Here is a 21,393-nt window from a genome sequence, read left to right as displayed (position 1 = left end):
AGTAAATAGCTTAAACAGGATGCAGCGCGACAAACCGGACAATGAAACATACAGTGTGACCGCTCTTGTGGGTAACCCTTCTTTTGTGAGATGGGTATTACAGAACGATCCCACGGTAGCGGCACAATGGGAAACATGGATAGCCGCCGCTCCGGAACATGCTGTCATGGCGCAAACCGCAAGGCAGCTGCTTTTACAGATACGTTTCGCAGAACATGAGCCAACAGCCGAAACGTTAACAGCATCCTATACCAGGTTCGCCCATTCAATCTCGCGGCTACGCCAGGAACCCACCAAACGTGGACGCCTATACGCTGTGCTGTCATGGCGCAACGCCGCCATCTGGATTGGGCTGCTGGCGGGTGTGGGAGCAGCCAGCTGGTATACCTGGCGACAGAAAACAACCCTGGCAGTGTCTACAACTTTTGGAGAAACCAGGCAGATAGTACTCCCGGACAGTTCCCGGGTTACGCTGCAGGCCAACTCCAGGCTGACATACCGCCGCTCCCTAAATGGACAACTTCGTGAGGCCTGGCTCAACGGCGAAGCGTATTTCCGGGTGAACCAGGATAATAAAGCAGCCGGATTTGTAGTCCATACGCCCGATGCCGACGTTACCGTACTGGGTACCACTTTTGATCTGAAACAACGACACCACCAAACAACCGTATTCCTGCAATCAGGAAAAGTACGCATCGATTTTCATGATCCACAGCAAACAAGCAGAATCCTCTCCCCTGGCGATCTTGTAGAATATGATGCACAGGACAGAAAGGTTTCTGCTTCCAGAACAGACAGCAGCTACAGTAGCTGGGTACAGGGCAAACTCACCCTGGTAGACGCTCCCTTGTCTGATATCATAGACATCCTGGAGAACAACTACGGCGAAAAAGTGGTGGTGAACGATGAAAAAATCAAGCAAAGAAAAATAGAAGGTATTATATATCTGGAGAGCAAAGCAGACATTCTCTTTATTATCTCCAATGTCCTCGACATACAAATCAGCCGCAGGAACGATACCATGTATTTCAGTAACCGAAAATAAAAATTGTAACAAACATCAATCATCCAGTACGGAGCACACCCACCATACGCGCTGACTGTATGCAGAACAAGGACTAGCGACAGCTAACCAAAATCATAAAAACCAACTAACGATGAGGAAAGTCTTATTCTTCCCTATGGGAATGGTATTGCTTTGCCTGAACGCCACTACCCTTTCGCAAAGGGCCATGGCACAGCAAACCGTACCAACCGGTAAACAACGGCAGGAAAAAATGACCGTGGACGCAGCCTTAAAAAAGCTGGAAAAGAAGTACGGCGTCACCTTTGTCTATGACAAAACACTGGCCTCAGAAAAGTACACTTCCTTCAATCCGGAGCATGCCGGCAGTCAAAGCGTGGAAGATCAGCTGAAAGCGATCCTCTATCCTAACGGCCTGTTGTTCCTGTATATTAAAAAGGACTACTATGCCATTACTATCAATAAAGACAAAGGCAACAACATACTGACAGCTGATGGCGCTCAGAAAGGAGAAGACACACCACAGCCACTTCCAATGGTTACGTTATCTCCTGCAAGAGGACGTGTAACCGATGAGAAAGGCACTCCCCTTGAACGGATCAGCGTACAGGTGGCCGGCACTACCAGTGGCGCCTATACGGATGCTGACGGCGTGTTCAATATACCTAATGCGGCCAATAAAAAACTGATGATCAGCGGCGTAGGCTACACCCCACAGGAAGTGCAGACCTCCGGCCCCGCACCGGTAAGTGTAAAGCTCATCAGCTCTTCCAAAGAACTGACAGAAGTGGTGGTAGTGGGTTATGGCGAACAAAAAAGAGCCAAAGTGGTTGGCGCCGTCAGCACTGTTAGCAGTAAAGAAATTACCGAAGCGCCTGTAGCAAGAGTTACCGATGCATTGGCCGGACGTGCGCCCGGCTTATTTGTTTCAAAAGCCAGTGGCGCTCCGGGCAAAGGTTCTACTTTCTATGTACGCGGTATCAGTACCACCAACAACTCCGAACCCCTGGTGGTGATTGACGGTATTCCCAACAGGAACCTGGACGACCTCGCTCCTACTGATGTGGAAACCATTTCCGTACTGAAAGATGCATCCGCCATCGCCGTATACGGCGCCAGAGCGGCCAATGGCGTTATCCTCGTTACCACCAAAGGCGGCCGGTCTGGTAAACCAGTCATCAGTTTCAGTGGCAATATGACTGTTCAGCAACAGACACGCCCACTCAAACCACTGGGTTCCTACGAATATGCCAAACTTTATAATCAGGCCCTCAAAAATGAAAATAGCTTTAACCCCGCTTTAGGCAAGGGTTATACAGATGAAGTGCTCGAAAAATTCAGGACTGGCAACGACCCGGACCGTTATCCAAACACTGACTGGTATAACGATATACTCGCTCCTACTTCTGTACAACAGCGGTACGATCTGTCTGTGAGCGGCGGCAACGAAAAGACCCGCTATTTTGTGTCCGCCGGCTATAACAATGAAGGTGGCTTCTACCCGGTGGTAAATTACAAGCGGTATAACGTCCGCACCAACCTTCAGACAGAGATAGCCAAAGGCCTGTTGTTCGATGTAAAAATGGCGGGCATCATGTCAGACAGCAAAGACACCCGCTCCGGCGGATCTACGATTGTGAAAATGGCCATCTCCAGTCCTCCCTATTATGTTAATCAATTCAGCAACGGGCTATACGGGTTTGTCCCTGCCGCCAGAGGCAATGCCTATCAGCAGTCCAGAGGTGAAGATGGTTACATGCAGAACAACAATAACACCTTTACCGGAACACTCTCCCTACAATACAAGCTACCATTTGTAGAAGGCCTTTCCTTCAAAGGTACCTTTGCATACGACCGGAATGTGCTCAACTCCAGGAGTTTCTCAAAGCCTTATGTATTGTACACGATGGACAATGCGGGCGTAATGAAAAAAGCCAACAACCTACCAGCGGCGCCAGAGTTGTCGGAAGGCACCAGACAAAACTATTATGCCACCAGCGAGTTCTCTGTGAACTATGACCACTCGTTTAAAGACCATCATGTAGGCGGTATGCTGCTCTACACCCAGACAGCTTTTAATGAGCGCTATTTCGGGGCTACCGGCAGAAATTTCGTTTCCCCTGCGCTGGAGATACTGAATGCTGCGGACCCTACCAATGTATCAGTAACGGGAACAGCCCTCCGTCAGTATAGACAAGGGGTTGTTGGTCGATTTACCTATGACTACCAACAGAAATATCTGCTGGAGATGAACTTCCGGTATGATGGTTCCGACATCTTCCCACAGGGCGGCCGCTTTGGCTTCTTCCCTTCTATTGGCGCCGGCTGGGTTGTCTCCAAAGAGAACTTCTTCCCACAAAGAAGTCTTGTTGATTATCTCAAATTACGCGGGTCCTGGGGACAGCTGGGTAATGACCGCGTAGATCCTTACCAGTTCCTCGCCAGCTATAGCCTTGTAGGCGCAGATAAATATGGCGTCAGCCACGGCTACTCTTTTGGTGGCACCAATCCTGTATACTATCAGGGCCTTGAACAGAATGTACTGCCTAACCCCAACTTCACCTGGGAAAAAGCTGTCATGAGCAACATAGGCTTCGATATGCAGTTGTGGGACAACCAGATCAGTGTCTCTGCTGACTATTTCTACAAACGGACCAAAGACATCCTCGCCCCCCGTGCACAGGCCGTACCAGATGTTATTGGTATTAAGCTGCCGGTAGAAAATGCGGGTATTGTAGACAATCGCGGTTTTGAGATCAGTATTGGTTACAACGGTAAGGCAGACAAGTTTACCTACTATGTGAAACCTAATATCACTTTCGCCCGCAACAAAGTTGTGTATTATCCTGAAGCCAGCACCATTCCTGAATGGCAGCGTTTAACCGGCAAGCCTATTTCCATGAAGCCCGCTGGCAGTCCCTATAAACCGAAATTCGTATCAAATGGGCTGTACCAATCACAGGATGAAGTAGAGAAGGGCCCTAAACCACTGTACCCAAGCGTTTCTGCAGGCGACATCAGGTATGTTGATATTGATGGGGATGGCAAAATTACCAACAACGACAAGATCGTAACTGATAACGGCGGTTATCCTGAAATACAATATGGCATTGCTATGGGAGGCCGCTATAAAGGATTTGAGCTCAACCTCCTCTGGCAGGGAAATGGTAACGTAATGGCTTATGTGTATGGAGCCTACTCCTTCCCTTTCACTGCTGACGGACATCCGCAGGAGATACACAAAAACTACTGGACGCCGGATAATCCCAACGCCGCCTTTCCGAGGTTGTCAGTTGCCTACGCCAACAATACAGAGAACTCCGACTACTGGCTGCACAACGCTGCCTTTATCCGCCTGAAGAATGCCGAGCTGGCTTATAACCTGCCTGACCAATGGCTACGCCGCGCAGGCATCAAAGGCGTAAGGGTATACCTCAATGGTAATAACCTGCTCACCTTCAGCCCTCTGAAACAAATAGATCCGGAAATAGATCCGGTGGCAGCTGCCAGTAACATTACCCCCTATCCGATCATACGGAGCTACAATGCCGGCGTCAACGTTCAACTGTAAACAACCAATAACAGTCATCATGAAAAAATATGCATATCTCCTTTTGCTCACCGCTTACTGTCTGACTGCCTGCCAGAAGGGCTTTTTGAACAAAGGCCCATTAGACAGGTTTACTGATGAGCTTATATGGAAGGACAGTAGCCTGGTAAATCTCTACATCGCCAATATCTACTCCGGTATTATCTCTGAGTACGACAGAGGTGGCAGTGACCTGATAATGAGCTATACCGACGAAGGCGAATCCAACCGCCCTTATCTGGATGGTCAACTGGTAAACTTCGCACAATACAATTCCGCCACCGGCGTGTTTATCGATAACTGGAACAACAACTACGCGAGCATCCGTAAGTGTAACACGCTGCTGGAACAACTGCAGTCCGCCCCTTTCAGCGCAGCGCTGCAACAAAGGATGCGCGGCGAGGCCTATTTCCTGCGCGCCTACTTTTACATGGACATCTATACTTATTTCGGTGCATTTCCGATTGTCGACAAAGCACTGGAACTGAATGATGAATTAGCCATCCCCCGTGCTACCAATAAAGAATGCGTCAACTTTATCCTGAAAGACCTGGAAACAGCCGCGACGCTCCTTCCCGCCACCTACACAGACAAGGCACAAACAGGGCGCGCCACAAAAGGCGCCTGCTACGCCATGAAATGCCGGCTGTTGCTCAATGAACTGGATTACCAGGGGGCTGCTGCCGCTGCCAAACAGGTGATGGACCTCAACCAGTACAAGCTGTTTCCCGATTTCAAATCCATGTTCCAACCGGGGAACGACAATAATGTGGAAGTCATTTTCGATAAACAGTTCGGTAGTCTGCAAAGCAAACAAAAACATGATCTGAACGATTATGAGTATCCACGCAACTTCACCGGCTTCGCCAGTGGTGTTAACGATCCTACCCAAAACATCGTAGATGCGTTTATGATGAAAGACGGCAAGCCGTGGAATGAATCTACACTGTATAATCCAGAGCGTCCTTATGAAAACCGCGACCCACGCCTTTATAGCAGCGTATTGTATGACGGCATGATGTTCCGTGGTGAGATACTGGATTTGCAGAAAGGCAGCGCCGCCAATCCATCAGAGCGGGGTACCGCCACCGGCTACTATCTCAAAAAATTCCTGGACACCACCTACGATCTGAAGGGGATATCCAATCCTAATCTGAACAACTGCATCATCATGCGGCTGGGGGAAGTATATCTCAACTACGCTGAGTGTCAGTTGAAACTGGGTAATGCAGAGGAGGCACGCACGTACGTCAACCTGATCCGTGCCCGTGCTGGCATGCCTGCTATCCTCACCGGAGAAATGACCTGGGAAAAATATGAACAGGAAAGGACTGTGGAACTGGCCTTTGAAGGACAACGCTGGTTTGACATACGCCGCTGGAAAAAAGGGCCGGAACTGCTCGGACGATCAGTATATGGCATGGTGATCACCGTAACCAACGGCAAACGTACCTACACCCGTTCCAAGATTGAAGACAGGGTATTTATCGCGCCTAAAATGTACATGTTCCCTATTCCGTTGGATGTGCTGAATAAATATCCCGCAGGGAAAGAATTGAAACAAAACCCGGAATGGGATTAACTTACAGTGCCAACCATTTAATCAGTTAATATGAAAAAAATTACAACCAGCGCCCGTATCCTGCTGCTGTTCACCGCATTAAGCACAGGAGCTTACGCACAACAAAAGACCGTTGTCATTAAAGGAACCGTTGTCGGTGATACCCGCGGCTATGACCGCATAGACATGTACTCCCGTAATCCGGACCGCTACGACTCTATGACGGTCACCAACAAAACCTTCTCCGGTGAAGTACCTTTTGAAGCGCCTTACCGGCAGTTGTTCGCATCGCTGTATGATTCAAAAGTACGTGGCGGTTACGCTCCTCAGGCCATCCTGATCGACAAGCCCGGCACTTATCATGTGGTAGCCCATATAGACAGCACCGGTACCCATTACTCATCCATTGACGGCGCCGCGCAACAGGTATATGCCGCCTTTACTGATGAAATGGATAAAACCTTTGACGGCATCGAAACAACGATGAAGCAGAAATATGGCGCAGATGTTATGAAGAGCCTCTACGGCAAAAATCCCAATGCCGCCGCTGCAGCAGAAATGGAGACCCTGGAGAAAACTATCACCAGTAAACTGGTACAACGTTATGTGAGCAAGAACCCCGGTTCTTACGCATCAGCCGTTATCCTGCAACGCAACAGCGGCTCACTCGATAGTAAAACGCTGACAGCCCTGTACCAGCAACTCACACCAGCCATAAAAGCGCTGCGTGAAGGCGAAGCCATAAAAACAGAAATCGCTGCCCGCAAGCTCAGTGTCAACGGCGCCACGCCGGCGGATTTCACGCTGAAGAACGAAGTGGAAAAAGCCGTTAAGCTTTCCGACTACAAAGGCAAATACGTACTGATAGATTTCTGGGCCAGCTGGTGTGGTCCCTGCCGCGCTGCTTTCCCGCACATGCGCGAGCTGTATGCACAATACAAAGGCAAAAACTTTGAGATACTGAGCATCTCCACCGATCGCGATAAGGCCGCCTGGCTTAAAGCGGTGAAAGATGAAAACAATCCATGGCCACAAGCCCACGATGATAAAGGCGAGGTATCTAAAAATACCTTCAATGTACAAGTACTGCCCACCCTGTTCCTGCTGGACCCGAAAGGCAAAATCATCGCACAAAAACTCGAAGGAGAAGCACTGGATAAAAAACTAAAAGAGCTTTTGCCATAGTAAGCATCAATACCAACCATTTCAAAAAAAGAAAAGACGCAGTTCATGCGTCTTTTCTTTTAATAGCTATATAATAATCAAAATCAGCTGATTATATTTTTCCTCTTCATATAAAGCTAGAATGTAGCCGCAGCGGGCTGTTTGGCTTTCACGTCAATGATCGTACGATTAATGAACGGCGCCATAATGATCAACAGCATCAATCCAAGGATCAGCATCACCACCATCTCATTATAATCCATCGCATATTTCAGGAAGGCCTGTTTCTTAACCGCTTTATCCAATAGCCCTGTAGCCGCACGGGCTGCCATATCGGGCTGCATGCCCCGTGCACCTAAGGCAGATTGATACAGATTAAGCCTTTCCTGCAAACCATTGTCTGCCCGGGAAACATGATCGCTCAAACGCATGGCATGTGTACCGGAATAAAACAACGAGAAATAGTTGATCAACGCGGTACTGATGCCAAAGAAAGCGAAGCGGGTAAATACACCCACAGCTGCCGCCGACTGGCTCAGCTCTGTTGGCACCGAGGAAATGGTGAACAGCAGTATCGGCGTAAACACCATACCAGCACCCATCCCCTGTAACAGCAGCGGTATGATAAAAGTATTCATATCTGCTTCGGAGGCGAACAGGAAATACATCCCTCCATGAAACAATAACAACAGGAAAAAACCGGCCAGCCAGATAAACTGAAGCGGACGTTTTTTGATGATCAGCCTGCCGGAGATAACTGCTCCCAGGATAATCCCCACAATATTATAGATGAGCAGTTCGTACAGATTGATCGGGTCCATGCCCAGTACCGTGGAGAAATAGCTGGTGGTAATGGAAAAGGCTCCCCTGATCAGATACAACATACCGAGCAGAAAAATACCGAACAGAAAGGCCCTCGACTGAAACATCTCCGGGTGTATAAAGGGGCGCTTGCGCGTGAGTTGTCTTGCCACAAATACAATAGCCAGGAAGACAATAGCGATGAGACTCCAGACAATCGTGTCATCCTGAAGCCAATAGTACTGTTGCCCATAGGTGACCACATACCCAATCAAAATGAGCATGGGGCTGTACAGGAAGAAGCTGGCCCAGTCCAGCTGGTACAGCGGTGTTTTCCTGACCAGGTGCACTTTATTCATCAGCAGCAGTAACAATATCCCGCCGGGCACAAAAGTGTAGATGATCATTTTGTACAAGACATTGTATTCGAAATTGTCTACCAGCGGCGCCGTCACCAGGGACGTCAGGGAAGCCGAGCACAGGATCATGGTGTAAAAAATGGCGTATCCTGTTTCCCGGGCGTGTTCTGATTTTAGTCGCCCGAAGAGTAATGTCAGACAGATGCTGGTCACGCCACAATTCACCACCCCTTGCAGAAAGCGGCCTGCAAAGAGGACCGTCAGCGAGCGGGTATGATAACACGCATAGCTGATCAGCACCTGCAATACGAGGCATATCAGAAAATACTCCTTGGTGGACACGCGGCTGAAAAAGCGGCGTTCCAGCGGTGTGAAGCTGGCAAGGGCAGCGTAATACAACAGCATGGAAAATTGGATGTCTGCCGGTTCTACCCCGTAGAATCCTGTTGCCGCGCTGATATTGGCAGTAGACAGCGCAAACAGCATGACGGTAGGAAACAGCACGAGGAAGATCGTCAGTCTGACCAGCCATTCCGGTGCCCATGACCTGAATATGGGATTGCCTTTGCTCATGATCAGTGGCAGGCTTTAGATACAGATACGTTTACACTCATACCGGCGGAAAGCGCTCTCAATTCTTCCGGTGTACCGTTTAGCCGTATCCGTACGGGGATACGTTGAGCTATCTTCACGAAGTTACCGGTAGCATTGTCTGGCGGCAGCAACGAAAACCGGCTGCCTGTAGCGCCTGACAGGGATTCTATTTTTCCGGTGAAAGTTTTTCCCGGGAAAGCGTCTACCACAATGCTGGTTGTTTCTCCGATAAACATGTGGCGGATCTGTGTTTCCTTGAAATTGGCCACCACCCATTTACCGGCTTCCCAGTCCACGATATAGGCCATTGTCTGACCAGCCTGAATCAATTGCCCCGGCTGTATCGTACGACGGCCCATTTTACCGTCGTACGGCGCGGTGATCACGGTATAGGAAACGGTGAGGTCCCTGTTTTTCACGACTGCCTCCCTCCTTTTGATTTCAGCTTCCAGCGCGCTTTGTTGTACACGGGCATCATTGATTTTGGCAAGGGACGCATTGTAAGCGTCTATTGCGGTATTATAGTCTGAGCGGGCCACCGCCAATGCAGCCTCTACTTTTTCCAATTGTTGTTTGGTCGCAGACTCCGCATCGTAGAGTTTTTTATAGCGGTCGTATTCCTGTTCCTGGTTGTGCAGCTTTGCTTTCGCAGCGGCAATCTGGGATTGGTATACTTTAGCCGATTCAGCAGAAGTAGAGACATTGCTCTGGATCACGCCCACCTGTGCTTTTGCATTGAGGAGCGCGGCATCCGCTTCCTGTTGTTGCGCGGCGTATTCGCTATTGTCTATGATTACCAGCGTGTCTCCTTTCTTTACTTCCTGATTTTCTTCATAACGGATAGACTCCACATAGCCGGTAACTTTCGCCACTACCGGGTTGATATACTCATCGACCTGTGCGTCGTTGGTTTCTTCGTATTTCCATTGATGCAACAACGTTCTTACGCCCCATATGGCGAGACATATCACCACAATGGAGGCAACCACGGTAGTGATCCTCGATATAATCCTGTCTGTTTTGTTAGTGTTCGTGTTCGTGTGTGTGTTGCTCATATATTAAAGGTTGCCTGTTGCTTTCAATAATTGATAGTATTGTAATTGTGCTGTTACTTCCGCATTGGTGAGATCGAAGCGGGACTGCAGCAGCTGTGTTTCCGCGTCCAGCAGGTCGGTCAGCAGGGAGAGCTGATTAAAATAGGTATTGTTCACGATCCGGAAGTTTTCCTGTGCCTGCAGGATATTTTCCTGCGCTACGCGGATACGTTCCAGTGCTTCTGTATAACGGAGATAACCGGCCCGTACTTCTTCCCTGACTTTGTCTTTTGTATCGGCGTGTTCTATCTCCTGCCGTTCCAGCGCTATCCTAGCCACTTCTTTTTTGTGTTTGTTCTGATACAGCGCTGATATGGGCAATCCGGCCTTTACCCCTACCTGCCCAAGGCCGTACAGGCTGATAGCGTATGGATAAAACAGGATCTGCGGATAAGCGTAGGAGTATTCTGCAAACAGTCCTACTTTAGGCAGGATATTAGATTTTACTTCTTTGAGTCTGAGCTCACTCAAGGCTGTTTCCTTTTCTGAAATCTTAAAGGGAAAGGCATGTTCATAGGCCTCTGCGAGGTAACCATTGTAATCTTTTTCCGGAACGGAAGCCAGTACCAGTGTGTCCAGCGCCAGGTGGTTGTCGATACTGTCCGACTGCCCGATCATAATATTAAGCCGCTGGTTGGCGATGATCAGGCTGTTCCTGATTTCCAGCAGCGTCATTTTCTGTTTGGAGAGTTTCAGTTCCGCGCGCAACACATCGCTTTTCAGCACCACGCCATTCTTCAGCAATTGTCTGATCTCTTCCAGTTCTTTCTCCCGGTCACGGATATCCTGTAACAATACTTTTTCGTACCTGCGGTACCGGTATATATCAAGATAGTAGGCTGCTGCCTTGTATTTAATTTCCGCGTTGGTCATGTTACGCTGTTCCGCCGCCAGTTCGCTCTCCGTTTGCCTGACGGTGATTTCGCGGGACGTTTTGCCGCCATTGTATACGTTGAGATAAGCATCCGCGCCAACGGAGTACGACTGATGTACGACCGGAAACTGTGTGGGAGTGTTGAAAATGCCCCTTTCATACATCGGCAGATTGGACACCCTTGAATAGGAACCGCTGGCTTTTATCTCCGGCAGCCGCTCGTCCATTGCAGCCTTGACCTGTTGCTGCGCGCCAGCCACCCGCAGCTGTTGCATCTGTAATTGTTTGTTATACACGGCAGCCTTATTCCATACATCCGTTAACGTTAAGGGGCTTTGCTCAGGGTTCTGACAAACGGCTGTTTTGCCGGCAAATAATACAGAGAGCATTATTCCCGCAAGCCATCTATTTCTAATTGAAAACATATTGATTCTGATGAGGATGCAAAGTTCAATTCATCTAGGTTAAATTATTTGTTATAAATTGCCATTAATTTGCTAAATCCGGCCAAATGGAAGAATTTAAACCAGAACTGATCATCGAGCAAGTGGACAGGATACCGGAATCCGCCTACATATGGCACTGGAAAACGGAGCATCACTTTCCCTTCCATAAACATAACAAAGGACAACTCACCTATGTTGAGGGCGGCGTAGCTTTTTTATATACAAGAGATAAGACCTATTTCCTGCCTGCGAGGCACTACATGTGGGTGCCCGCTGGCGTGGAGCACTATTTTGCGCACCGGTATCCGGCCAACTTTGTGCGCACTATCTATTTCTTTAAAGATGAAGATGATGAGCAGGTCCCGTTTTATCGTCAAACGGGGATCTATCCGGTCAACACCCTGCTGCTGGAGATGATACTGTATACCACCAAATGGGACAAAGACGTGCTGCCCGGTTCCAATGGCTATCGTTTTGTAAAAGCCATTAAAAACATCCTGCCGGATATCAGCACCTCCCCGTTGCCGATTAACCTGCCTACTACAGACAATAAACGGCTGCAGCCCGTATTGCGGTATATCAACGAGAACCTGGGCGAACCGCTGACACTTGAAACCATCAGCACAGAGTTCAATATCAGCGAACGCACCCTGACACGGCTTTTCCGGTCTACCATGGACATCTCTTTTTTCCAATACCTTAAACTGGCCCGTATGACCAAAGCTATGGGCTATCTGCTGGAGACAGAAAAGACCATCAGCGAAATTGCCTGGGACACCGGCTACAACAGCGTATCCGCTTTCAGCAATACCTTCTTTAAACTGGTGGGTAAACGTCCTTCCGACTTCCAGCCAAAGGAAACAGGAAAGGGATGACCGGTTTGGATTTCCGGATATTTGGTTATAAATAGCAGCCTACAACAGCTTATCACCAAATATCTGATCTAATTATGAGCGTATTCAACAAGGCCTGGATGCCTTTATTGGTGGCTGGTCTCACCAGCCTGTCATCCGCAGTACAGGCCCAGCAGGCGCCGCCTTCCGGCAAACCGGCGGCTAAAGCAGACATCACCGGTGCCAACCCGGTACTTTCTCTCAGCCCGGACACCGCTGTCACCAGCTACCACGATGTTACCGTTAAAGGACAGAAGATTCCTTATAAAGCAATTGCCGGCACGCAGCCTGTATGGGACCAGGACGGCAAAACAGTCGCCGGACTTTTCTACACCTATTATGAAAGAACAGACGTAAAGGATCGTGCTTCCCGTCCGCTGGTCATATCTTTCAATGGAGGACCCGGTACCCCTTCCGTATGGATGCAGATCGCCTACACCGGCCCCCGCCTGTTGAATATTGATGATGAAGGATATCCCGTGCAGCCTTACGGCATACGGGAAAATCCACAGTCCATTCTCGACATAGCAGACATCGTTTATATTGACCCGGCCAACACCGGCTATTCACGGATTAATAAAGACGCGCCCCGGGAGAAGTTCTTCGGGACTAATGCCGATATAAAATACCTCGCCGAATGGATTAACACGTTCGTTTCGCGCCACAACCGCTGGGCTTCGCCCAAGTACCTCATCGGGGAGAGTTATGGCACCACCAGGGTGTCTGGTCTGGCGCTGGAACTGCAAAATGCGCAATGGATGTACCTCAATGGCGTCATCCTGGTATCGCCTACCGATCTGGGCATTGCACGCAGCGGACCGGTAGATGCAGCACTGTCACTGCCTTATTTCGCCGCTACCGCATGGTACCATAAAGCCCTGGGCGCCGATCTGCAGCAGAAAGACCTGACAGCCGTACTGCCGGAAGTGGAGAACTTCACCATCCAGGAACTGATACCAGCCATCAGCCAGGGCGGCTTCCTCGATGAACAGAAAAGGAAAGACATTGCGGCCCGCATGGCCCGCTATTCCGGTCTCTCTGAAAAAGTGGTGCTGCAACACAACCTCAACATACCGGTGGATTTCTTCTGGAAGGAACTGCTTAGAGATCGTGGTTACACCGTAGGCCGCCTGGATTCACGTTATCTCGGACAGGATAAGGAAGATGCCGGCGCTTCTCCGGATTACAATGCTGAACTGACATCCTGGTTGCATGCTTTTACGCCAGCCATGAACATCTACCTGCGGGATGAGCTGAAATTCAGTACAGACCTTAAATACATGATGTTTGGCCCGGTGCATCCATGGGACCGCAGCAACGACAAAACCGGCGAAAGCCTTCGTCAGGCAATGGCGGCTAATCCCTATCTCCATGTGATGATACAGTCAGGCTACTATGACGGAGCCTGTGATTATTTCAATGCGAAATACAGCATGTGGCAACTTGATCCCGGCGGACGGCTGAAAAACCGGTTATCCTGGAAAGGCTACCGCAGCGGGCATATGATGTATCTCCGGAAAGATGACCTGGCAACGGGCAACGAAGATATCCGGGAGTTTATCCGGAAGTCTCTCCCGAAAGCCGGTCAGCCAGCAAAATATTAGTACCGTATAAAAAAGAAAAGAGCGAAGACAGATGACGTCTTCGCTCTTTTCTTTTTTATCTCTTTATATAGTTAGATTTTATACGCCACTCCCAGTGTCAGGTATATATTGTACAAGGGGAAGTCAAGGCCTTTAAATTCGTTGGCGAATACTGGCCTCAAGCCCCAGTTCAGGTTACCCATCACTTCCAGCTTGTTTCCCACCTTGCGCAGAGCGCCGCCTTGCAGGCCGATGTCAAATTTGCGGACATCTGTTCCGAAATCAAAGGTAGCATGATCGATGACTACTTTTCCGCCGGTAGGTCCGCCGTTGCGGATATAACCATCAGATACGCTACCATAGAAATTGGAACTGAACAGCCAGGCAGCGTAGCCGCCAAGATTGAAGCGCCATTTGTTATCGGGGGTAAAGGTGGCACTAAGCGGGAACACCACATAAGCATTGCGGACCGTGGTTTGGTTTTTACCGGAGAAGTCGCCGGCAAAGGTACCGCCATCTTCGGTAGTGATGATGGTAGGAAAATACAGCACCTGGTCTTTGGTGCCCATTCCTTTATAATCCAGTTTTACACCCACGGAGGCACCCCATTTTGGTGTAATGCGGTAGCCAAGCTCATAACCCAGGGAAGGGCTGAATTCAGGCCAGTAGCTGTTGATTTTCCGGATGGTGTTAGGCAAGCCTACCGGCGCCGTGGCGCCGAAGTTAAATCCAGCCATGATCCGGTGTTCCAGATGAGGCTTAAAGGCTGGTCCTTCTTTATCGCTTTGTTGGGCGGAGAGCTGTCCTGCTGTGAACAACAGGGCGGCCAGCAGTCCTTTCGTTTTTATATTCATGGGTTGATTACGGGTCTTTATTCGTGAACGATTTCGAGGCTGTCAAGTACCAGGCGGCTACCGATAGCGCCTTTGTAGTTGTCGCCGTCTTTACTGGAAGATGCTACGATGGCCATCATCAATTTCTCATTGCCGTCAACTTTTCGCTTCATCATAAAGGGAATGTCGAAGCGGGTCCAGTTTTCCCTGGCGGAACCGTCTGGCAGGTAGGCTGTACCCACAATCCGGTCGGAATTATGGATGTTGGTAGCATTAAGGCGGGTAGTACCGGTGTACAATACCGCGTAAACAGCGCAGGAATCAATCATACCAGGGACAATAGTACCGGCTTTGTCCTGGTATTGGGCTCCCGGCTTGTATTTGTAGTAACCGGTGAAACGGAGCGGTTGTCCTTTATAGGGCTGTCCGAACTCTGTAGCCTCCAGCGGTTTGGCAAATGCGTTCTCAATATTGAACACACCCAGGAACATAGATCCTGCAAACAATTTGATGCCTACCCAACCGGAAAGCACCGTACCTTCACGCGTCACCATCTCTGCTGCATATTTGCCATGGTAGGCGTCGGTAGTGGCGCGAAGCGGATATGCCATCGGGTCTTCATCTACTCCGGAATAGGCGATGCCAGGGTTACCGGAAGACCAGGTAACGGCACTGTCCTCATCGATTGGATATTGGTATTTGAAATCGTCGTTGATCATCCATTTTTCAAAGTCCCATTTCCAGTAGCCTACGTTGACAACTTCCACTTTATAGGTCTTTTTATTCAGACCATTGGCAGAAGTCACCACATACTGGCGTAACCCGGTATCAAAATGAATGGAGTCCCCGGATGCCGGTGTAACGGTGGCTCCGGTGGACAGGCTTAGTTTAGGGGCAATCCCTGTCGCGTAGGCTTCAGGCGTCAGGTAAAGCCTGATGGTGCTATTGGCCTGGTCAATAAATACATCGCTTGTCAGCTGGCTCTTGTCGATGGAGAATGTTTCAATGTCGGCCTCGGGGTTCATCGGTGCATCCTTGATACAGGCTTGCAATGACCCGGCGAGCGCCGCGACGTAGCATAGTTTCCGCAGTTTCATGGTTATCAATTGGTTAACGAAATAGCGGCAAAGGTAGGGAATCTAATTTCAATCCCCTACATATATGTTTAACGGTATATGTAACAAAAATCATAACATTGCGAAATGATGAATAGAACACGTATACAAAGGATATTGATCTATGCCGCCAAATGTATAAGTGGTGTGCTGGTGGTCTTGTTCCTGTCCTGGTTGCTCGATTATCCGGATGTTGTCTGGGTGCTGATCTCAGTGATGCTGGTATTATCTCCTGACGGTTCGGACGCTGTCACCCTGGCGGTTACACGCATCAAGGCCAATGTGATTGGAGCGATATCGGGATTTTTGCTGCTGTTGTTTCATCCCAACCTGCTGATAACCATGAGTGTAGCCGTATGCGTGACGGTGGTGCTGTGTAACCTTTTTAACCTGGAAACCGCTACCCGCACCGCGCTGGCAGCCACCATCATTGTAATGACCCATGAAGCGGGCGCACATTTGTGGGATACCGCCGTAGGAAGGGTCCTTTCTGTACTGGCCGGCTGTGTGCTGGGACTATTGATCACCTTTATTTTCCATAACCGTTATACGAAACAGACTGCGGAGATGATCCTGTCCAAAACAACCGATCGTGGAGGCGAGTAGTACAGAATTCCTCCAGAATTGGCTTTTACTTTTGGTAGGTCAAGGAGTGATGCATGAAAAAGATGATACTTTCCACTGGCCTGGCCCTGGGCGCCATGACCAGCCCTGTAAAGGCCCAGTTACAAACCGATACCCTCGCTACCGCTGTTAAAGATTCTTTTCACCTGGAGATAAAACCTTCACCGGCGCCGGCTTTCCGCACCACGGCCACTGGACTGGTTGTTCCGATAGTGATGATCGGGTATGGTGTGGCAGCATTACAATGGCATCCGCTCTCCGATCTTAATCATAGTACCAATAAAGAAATACAGGAAGACCATGCAGGATTTCATACCTGTGTGGACAGCTACCTGCAGTTTGCGCCCGCAGCAGCCGTTTATGTGCTCAATGCTGCCGGCATACATGGCAAACACAATTTCCGTGACCGCACCATCATCCTGGGTATTTCCGCCGTGTTCACCGCCGGTTCTGTAGAACTGGTAAAACACACGTCCCATGAAACCCGCCCTGATGGCAGCGACAATCTCTCTTTCCCTTCCGGTCATACGGCGACAGCTTTTGCTACGGCAGAATTTCTGCGGCAGGAATACAAGGATGTTTCTCCCTGGTACGGCATAGCCGGTTATGCTGCCGCTACGGCAACAGGCGCCTTAAGAATGTACAATAATAAACATTGGTTCAGTGATGTGGTGGCCGGCGCTGGCTTCGGTATCCTCAGTACCAAAGCAGCGTATTGGGTGTATCCGTGGATACAACGCAAACTCTTCAGGGATACTAACAGGCACGCATCTACGGTTATTTTACCTTACTACAACGCTCAATGGCACAGCGCCGGGCTGAGCATCGCTTTCTTTGGCCGTTAACCCCCATAGCCATTCATGGCTATACAGGCTGAACGCCAGCAATAGCGATACTCTCCCGGCATGCGCTTATTACCTGCACGCATATAGCACGACTGCCGTTTGTGCGGAAGCGGTAACAACCAAATATTCATAAAAATAGGGGTAATACAGACACTTACTAAAACTAAAGACAGCACAAGGTTACAAACACCCTAAAAAAACGTCAGGCAAAATTGGGGGTTTCTTTCTGTTTTTTTTGTGAGTCAATTGTTAATCCCCGCAAAAAAGCAGTGATGTTAATTCTGCATCTGTTATACTGAAAATAATATTATCCGAATAACACCACGTTAACATCAGATTTACATTTGGAGAATCAAGTCGTAGTATATTTGGTCAGTACGACTTAACCTTAACCCTCTTATGTACATTGTACTGACCCTTTATTTTATCATGATCTGTGTTGTAGCATACGCTGTCTACCTGGTCGGCAACTTCGCCACGCCCGTTGTACCTGCGTCGCCTGCACCGCCGGAAGGTGACGATGCCATCGCTGATGTGACCATCACGGGTATTTCCAACAGTGCCTTTACCATCTCCAGGTATCTGCGCAATGTCCGCAACATGTCTTCCCATCGTTTCGTGACAGTAGCCACCCGGCAGATCGTACGTACGCCCATCGGCACTACCAGCAGCATACGCATCATCGAAAATATAGCACCCGGCGATGAAAGACAGCTCGGACACACCGATCATGTGCAGGAAGGCAGCACCTCCATTTATATCGGGCACGAAATCATCTGGGCACGTTATACGCCCGCTCCCCAGTATTACAGGCATACACCTCCCCCTTCGCCACACGTAGGCGGAATAGACACGGCAGAACTGAAACCAGGCCTGCTTTACCAGATACTGCTACAGGAAACCTAAGTCAATTAGCAGGGGCTTTATCTTTTATCAGGGTAATCCATAACATGGTCAACAACACCCCTTCTGTAGCACCGGCCGTAACATCTTCGAGAAAATGCTGGCTCATATACATCCTGGAATACGCAACTATGGCTGCCAGCAGCAGAAATACCAACGACCAGTATTTATTTTTGACATAATAGGAAAGTACAGTGGCCGCTGTAAATGCACATACACTGTGCCCGGAAGGGAAACTCCTGAAATTATCCAGTACCTCTACCCCTGGCACAAAATAGATATCATGCAGCCGCTCTGCGAAAAAACGGCGTGGCCGGGGAAAAGCGACCATAAACTTCAGCGCAAAATTGACCATGGAATTAGACAGGTAGGCCGCTGCCAGCACAACGCCCTGTCGTTTGTTGAAATAAAACAACAGTACTGTCAGCACCACACAAGCGGCCGTGCTTCCCAGTTCAGTGACACGGGGAAACAGCCAGTCGCCCCAACTGGTATGCAAACGGTTTATATAAAAATAAACCTCCTCCCGGCTGTAAATACTGCGGAAAATCAGCACAATGGTCACCAGCCCGATAAATGGCCATATCAGCATCTTCAGCTGCTGGTACACCTGCAGCAGCCGCTGCGCGAATGTTGGCTGTTGCATACACTATTGGGTTAACCGGCGATGATAGTTGATCTGTCCCAGGTGATAATTCAGATGCCCATACAGGTGCACCAGGAAATGATTGGTGGTCATTTCTCCCAACACCCGCTCGGGATAAGTTTTAGCCAGCGTTTCCGGGGTAAGGCCCACTATAACGGTGAGCACTACACGACGGGTAACACCCACGAGTGCCAGCAGTTCCTGCCGCGGCACATTTTTATCGGCAAACTCACGCTCCCTGTTCCTGACGTAACCGCTTTGGCCCAATACAGCGCCAATAAAGTGTTGCAGGTTACCGCACAGGTGCAGGCACAGGTTACCGGCAGAGTTTTTGATACCCTCCTGCACACGCCAGATGGCTTCTTCGGTGTCATAGGCGGCGATTTCATCTTCCAGGCGGCTCAGGTCCCGCTCAAATAAATTGATTAATATTTCTGTAAGCATAACAGCTAAGATAAGGAACTATTGGAAACGACTCACACGCGCCTGCCGTCATTTTCTCCACGGCTAACGCCAACGGGTATACTTTTCTCTAAGTACTCACCACCGTGGGGTACGGTGATATCGCTCCGATTACGCCGCTGGGACAGGCATTCTCTGCGCTGATCATGATTATGGGTTATGCGATTATTGCCGTGCCGACAGGGATTGTGACCGTGGAGATGAGCCGGCTGAAAGACAAGGATGATGTGGACCACAGAATATGTCCGCATTGCATGCGTGAAGGACACAATGCGAATGCGGACTACTGCAAATATTGTGGTACTAAACTGTAAACTAGTTGACGGAGAACAAAGGCTTTACGTCCATCATCGCCTTCTGGTAAGCCGCTTCAAACACTTCCCATTTACCGGTGACGGCCATACGTACGGTAGACCCGTCCAGCAGCTCAAACACCGCCACTTTCTTATTGAAGCCCTGTTTGCCTCTGCTGAAGTTGGTGATGTCCGACAACGGAAATTCTTTGATAACCTTTTTCCGGGCCAACAACCAGCCGATAACGCCAAACAGTATGAATGCTGTCATCGGTTTGCCTTCTACAACGATTCTTTCGTTGGTCAGGCACAGGGCTCCTGGTTTTGCCTGCCATTTGCTTTTGAGGTACGAACCGTCTACTTTGAACAAAACGGTTTCTTGCGGGTTAAGTGCAAACTTTACTTTAATCTGTTTCATTATTAACGAGATATGATTATGACCGCAAAAATATGGTATAATTGTCATATAAAACGCAGATTCTTATGAAGCTGAATTCCATCTTGGACAATGATTTCTACAAGTTCACCATGCAGCACTGCGTGATTAAACTGTTTCCGAAGGCCCGTGCCCGTTATAAATTCATTAATCGTGGCAAACATTCCTTCCCCCCGGGCTTCGACAAACTATTGCGGCTAGCGATAGATGACATGCAATATCTGCAACTCAGCCAGGAGGAAAAAGACTTCCTCGCTGTCACCTGTCCATACCTGGACCCTACCTACCTGGATTTTCTGCAAGGCTACCGGTACAACCCCGCGGAAATACATATCGCCCAGCAGGGCGACCAGCTGGAGGTACATGCTGATGGATACTGGTACCGTACCATCCTCTGGGAGGTGCCGCTCATGTCACTGATCTGCGAGCTGTATTACGAAGCTACCGGCCAGCAACGCGTACCGGATGAGGAAGTCATTGAGATCACCCGCACTAAAATTGAGCGGTATAAAGACCTGAACATTACCATCGCCGACTTCGGTACCCGGCGGCGCCATTCCCTGGCGGTACAGAAACTGGTGGTGCAAACGCTTCGCCAGTATGGCGAAAATACCTTTATCGGCACCAGCAATGTACACCTGGCCATGCGCAATGGCGTAAAACCGGTGGGTACCCACGCCCATGAATGGTTCATGTTCCATGCGGCCAAATATGGTTTTAAAATGGCCAATATGCTGGGGCTGGAACACTGGGTACAGGTGTATCGCGGAGATCTCGGCATCGCGCTTTCTGATACTTACACCACACCCGTTTTCTTTGAACAGTTCGATAAAAAATTCGCGAAACTGTTTGACGGTGTCCGCCATGACAGCGGCGACCCGCTTCAGTTTGCGGACGATACCATTCATCATTACCAGGGAAAAGGCATCAACCCGCTTTCCAAAACCATTATTTTCTCTGATGGCCTCGACTACCAAAAAGTAGCCACCATAGCAGCCCACTGCCGGGGGAAAATCGGTATGTCGTTTGGTATTGGCACCAACTTTACCAATGATGTAGGGCTTACCCCGCTGAATATTGTAGTGAAAATGTATGAAGCCCGGCCGGAAGATGCACCCCGCTGGACACCGGTAGTCAAACTATCGGATGAGAAAGGCAAATACACCGGCGATGAGCACATGATCACGCTGGCAAAAGAAATGCTGGAGTTATAACAAAATAGCCCGGGACTTAAGTCCCGGGCTATTTTGTATT

General features: G+C 49.3%; 19 protein-coding genes. 11 read left to right on the top strand and 8 right to left on the bottom strand.

Annotated features, from left to right (window positions below; all coding sequences use genetic code 11):
* The first annotated feature begins 19 nt into the window (after positions 1 to 19).
* The 4 genes from HHL17_RS19345 to HHL17_RS19330 all read left to right on the top strand — a co-directional run bounded on the left by HHL17_RS19345 (position 20) and on the right by HHL17_RS19330 (position 7,359).
* Complete coding sequence (locus HHL17_RS19345) at positions 20 to 1,045, top strand: FecR family protein (RefSeq protein WP_169226450.1); 1,026 nt, start codon at positions 20 to 22, stop codon at positions 1,043 to 1,045.
* Between the two features lie 112 nt (positions 1,046 to 1,157).
* Positions 1,158 to 4,595, top strand: a complete 3,438-nt coding sequence (locus tag HHL17_RS19340) for a SusC/RagA family TonB-linked outer membrane protein (protein ID WP_169226449.1) — start codon at positions 1,158 to 1,160, stop codon at positions 4,593 to 4,595.
* A 19-nt stretch (positions 4,596 to 4,614) separates the two neighbouring features.
* Positions 4,615 to 6,195: a RagB/SusD family nutrient uptake outer membrane protein gene (locus HHL17_RS19335; RefSeq protein ID WP_169226448.1), complete on the top strand. Its 1,581-nt coding sequence runs from the start codon at positions 4,615 to 4,617 to the stop codon at positions 6,193 to 6,195.
* 30 nt (positions 6,196 to 6,225) lie between these two features.
* Positions 6,226 to 7,359 (top strand): TlpA family protein disulfide reductase, encoded by a 1,134-nt coding sequence (locus tag HHL17_RS19330; RefSeq protein ID WP_169226447.1) that lies wholly within the window; start codon positions 6,226 to 6,228, stop codon positions 7,357 to 7,359.
* 116 nt (positions 7,360 to 7,475) lie between these two features.
* Here HHL17_RS19330 and HHL17_RS19325 read toward each other — a convergent pair whose 3' ends face one another.
* The 3 genes from HHL17_RS19325 to HHL17_RS19315 are packed head-to-tail and all read right to left on the bottom strand — an operon-like array spanning position 7,476 to position 11,449.
* The gene (locus HHL17_RS19325) at positions 7,476 to 9,071 is read right to left on the bottom strand and encodes an MFS transporter (RefSeq protein WP_169226446.1); all 1,596 of its coding nucleotides are present in this window, start codon (positions 9,069 to 9,071) and stop codon (positions 7,476 to 7,478) included.
* Positions 9,072 to 9,073: 2 nt separating this feature from the next.
* Complete coding sequence (locus tag HHL17_RS19320; protein WP_169226445.1) at positions 9,074 to 10,147, bottom strand: HlyD family secretion protein; 1,074 nt, start codon at positions 10,145 to 10,147, stop codon at positions 9,074 to 9,076.
* 3 nt (positions 10,148 to 10,150) lie between these two features.
* On the bottom strand, positions 10,151 to 11,449 hold the full coding sequence (locus tag HHL17_RS19315; RefSeq protein WP_262889088.1) for a TolC family protein: 1,299 nt from the start codon (positions 11,447 to 11,449) through the stop codon (positions 10,151 to 10,153).
* A gap of 122 nt (positions 11,450 to 11,571) precedes the next feature.
* On the opposite strand from HHL17_RS19315, the gene HHL17_RS19310 reads away from it, so the two are divergent.
* Positions 11,572 to 12,381, top strand: a complete 810-nt coding sequence (locus HHL17_RS19310; RefSeq protein WP_169226443.1) for a helix-turn-helix domain-containing protein — start codon at positions 11,572 to 11,574, stop codon at positions 12,379 to 12,381.
* Between the two features lie 74 nt (positions 12,382 to 12,455).
* Positions 12,456 to 14,003 (top strand): S10 family peptidase, encoded by a 1,548-nt coding sequence (locus HHL17_RS19305; protein WP_169226442.1) that lies wholly within the window; start codon positions 12,456 to 12,458, stop codon positions 14,001 to 14,003.
* 71 nt (positions 14,004 to 14,074) lie between these two features.
* On the opposite strand, the gene HHL17_RS19300 is transcribed toward HHL17_RS19305, so the two are convergent.
* On the bottom strand, positions 14,075 to 14,836 hold the full coding sequence (locus HHL17_RS19300) for an outer membrane beta-barrel protein (protein WP_169226441.1): 762 nt from the start codon (positions 14,834 to 14,836) through the stop codon (positions 14,075 to 14,077).
* Between the two features lie 17 nt (positions 14,837 to 14,853).
* Complete coding sequence (locus HHL17_RS19295; RefSeq protein WP_169226440.1) at positions 14,854 to 15,912, bottom strand: PCMD domain-containing protein; 1,059 nt, start codon at positions 15,910 to 15,912, stop codon at positions 14,854 to 14,856.
* A 105-nt stretch (positions 15,913 to 16,017) separates the two neighbouring features.
* On the opposite strand from HHL17_RS19295, the gene HHL17_RS19290 reads away from it, so the two are divergent.
* From HHL17_RS19290 to HHL17_RS19280, 3 genes are all read left to right on the top strand, one after another.
* Positions 16,018 to 16,536 (top strand): FUSC family protein, encoded by a 519-nt coding sequence (locus HHL17_RS19290; protein ID WP_169226439.1) that lies wholly within the window; start codon positions 16,018 to 16,020, stop codon positions 16,534 to 16,536.
* Positions 16,537 to 16,589: 53 nt separating this feature from the next.
* Positions 16,590 to 17,399: a phosphatase PAP2 family protein gene (locus HHL17_RS19285; RefSeq protein ID WP_169226438.1), complete on the top strand. Its 810-nt coding sequence runs from the start codon at positions 16,590 to 16,592 to the stop codon at positions 17,397 to 17,399.
* A 399-nt stretch (positions 17,400 to 17,798) separates the two neighbouring features.
* Positions 17,799 to 18,305, top strand: coding sequence for a hypothetical protein (locus tag HHL17_RS19280; RefSeq protein ID WP_169226437.1), 507 nt, complete (start codon positions 17,799 to 17,801; stop codon positions 18,303 to 18,305).
* A gap of 1 nt (position 18,306) precedes the next feature.
* Here the strand turns inward: HHL17_RS19280 and HHL17_RS19275 are convergent, their stop codons facing one another.
* Positions 18,307 to 18,948, bottom strand: coding sequence for a phosphatase PAP2 family protein (locus HHL17_RS19275; RefSeq protein WP_169226436.1), 642 nt, complete (start codon positions 18,946 to 18,948; stop codon positions 18,307 to 18,309).
* Between the two features lie 3 nt (positions 18,949 to 18,951).
* Positions 18,952 to 19,392 carry a DinB family protein gene (locus HHL17_RS19270; protein ID WP_169226435.1) on the bottom strand — a complete coding sequence of 147 codons (441 nt, stop codon included), beginning with the start codon at positions 19,390 to 19,392 and terminating at the stop codon, positions 18,952 to 18,954.
* A 104-nt stretch (positions 19,393 to 19,496) separates the two neighbouring features.
* Here HHL17_RS19270 and HHL17_RS19265 point away from each other — a divergent pair, with 104 nt between their 5' ends.
* Positions 19,497 to 19,724 carry an ion channel gene (locus HHL17_RS19265; RefSeq protein WP_169226434.1) on the top strand — a complete coding sequence of 76 codons (228 nt, stop codon included), beginning with the start codon at positions 19,497 to 19,499 and terminating at the stop codon, positions 19,722 to 19,724.
* Between the two features lies 1 nt (position 19,725).
* Here HHL17_RS19265 and HHL17_RS19260 read toward each other — a convergent pair whose 3' ends face one another.
* On the bottom strand, positions 19,726 to 20,121 hold the full coding sequence (locus HHL17_RS19260; RefSeq protein ID WP_169226433.1) for a hypothetical protein: 396 nt from the start codon (positions 20,119 to 20,121) through the stop codon (positions 19,726 to 19,728).
* Positions 20,122 to 20,186: 65 nt separating this feature from the next.
* Between HHL17_RS19260 and pncB the strand changes: the two genes are divergently transcribed.
* On the top strand, positions 20,187 to 21,353 hold the full coding sequence (pncB, locus tag HHL17_RS19255) for a nicotinate phosphoribosyltransferase (RefSeq protein ID WP_169226432.1): 1,167 nt from the start codon (positions 20,187 to 20,189) through the stop codon (positions 21,351 to 21,353).
* Positions 21,354 to 21,393: the final 40 nt, after the last annotated feature.

Source organism: Chitinophaga fulva (assembly GCF_012927205.1).
Taxonomy (GTDB): domain Bacteria; phylum Bacteroidota; class Bacteroidia; order Chitinophagales; family Chitinophagaceae; genus Chitinophaga; species Chitinophaga fulva.
The sequence above is the reverse complement of the archived record's forward strand: the minus strand, read 5'-3'. Positions and strand labels throughout refer to the sequence as shown.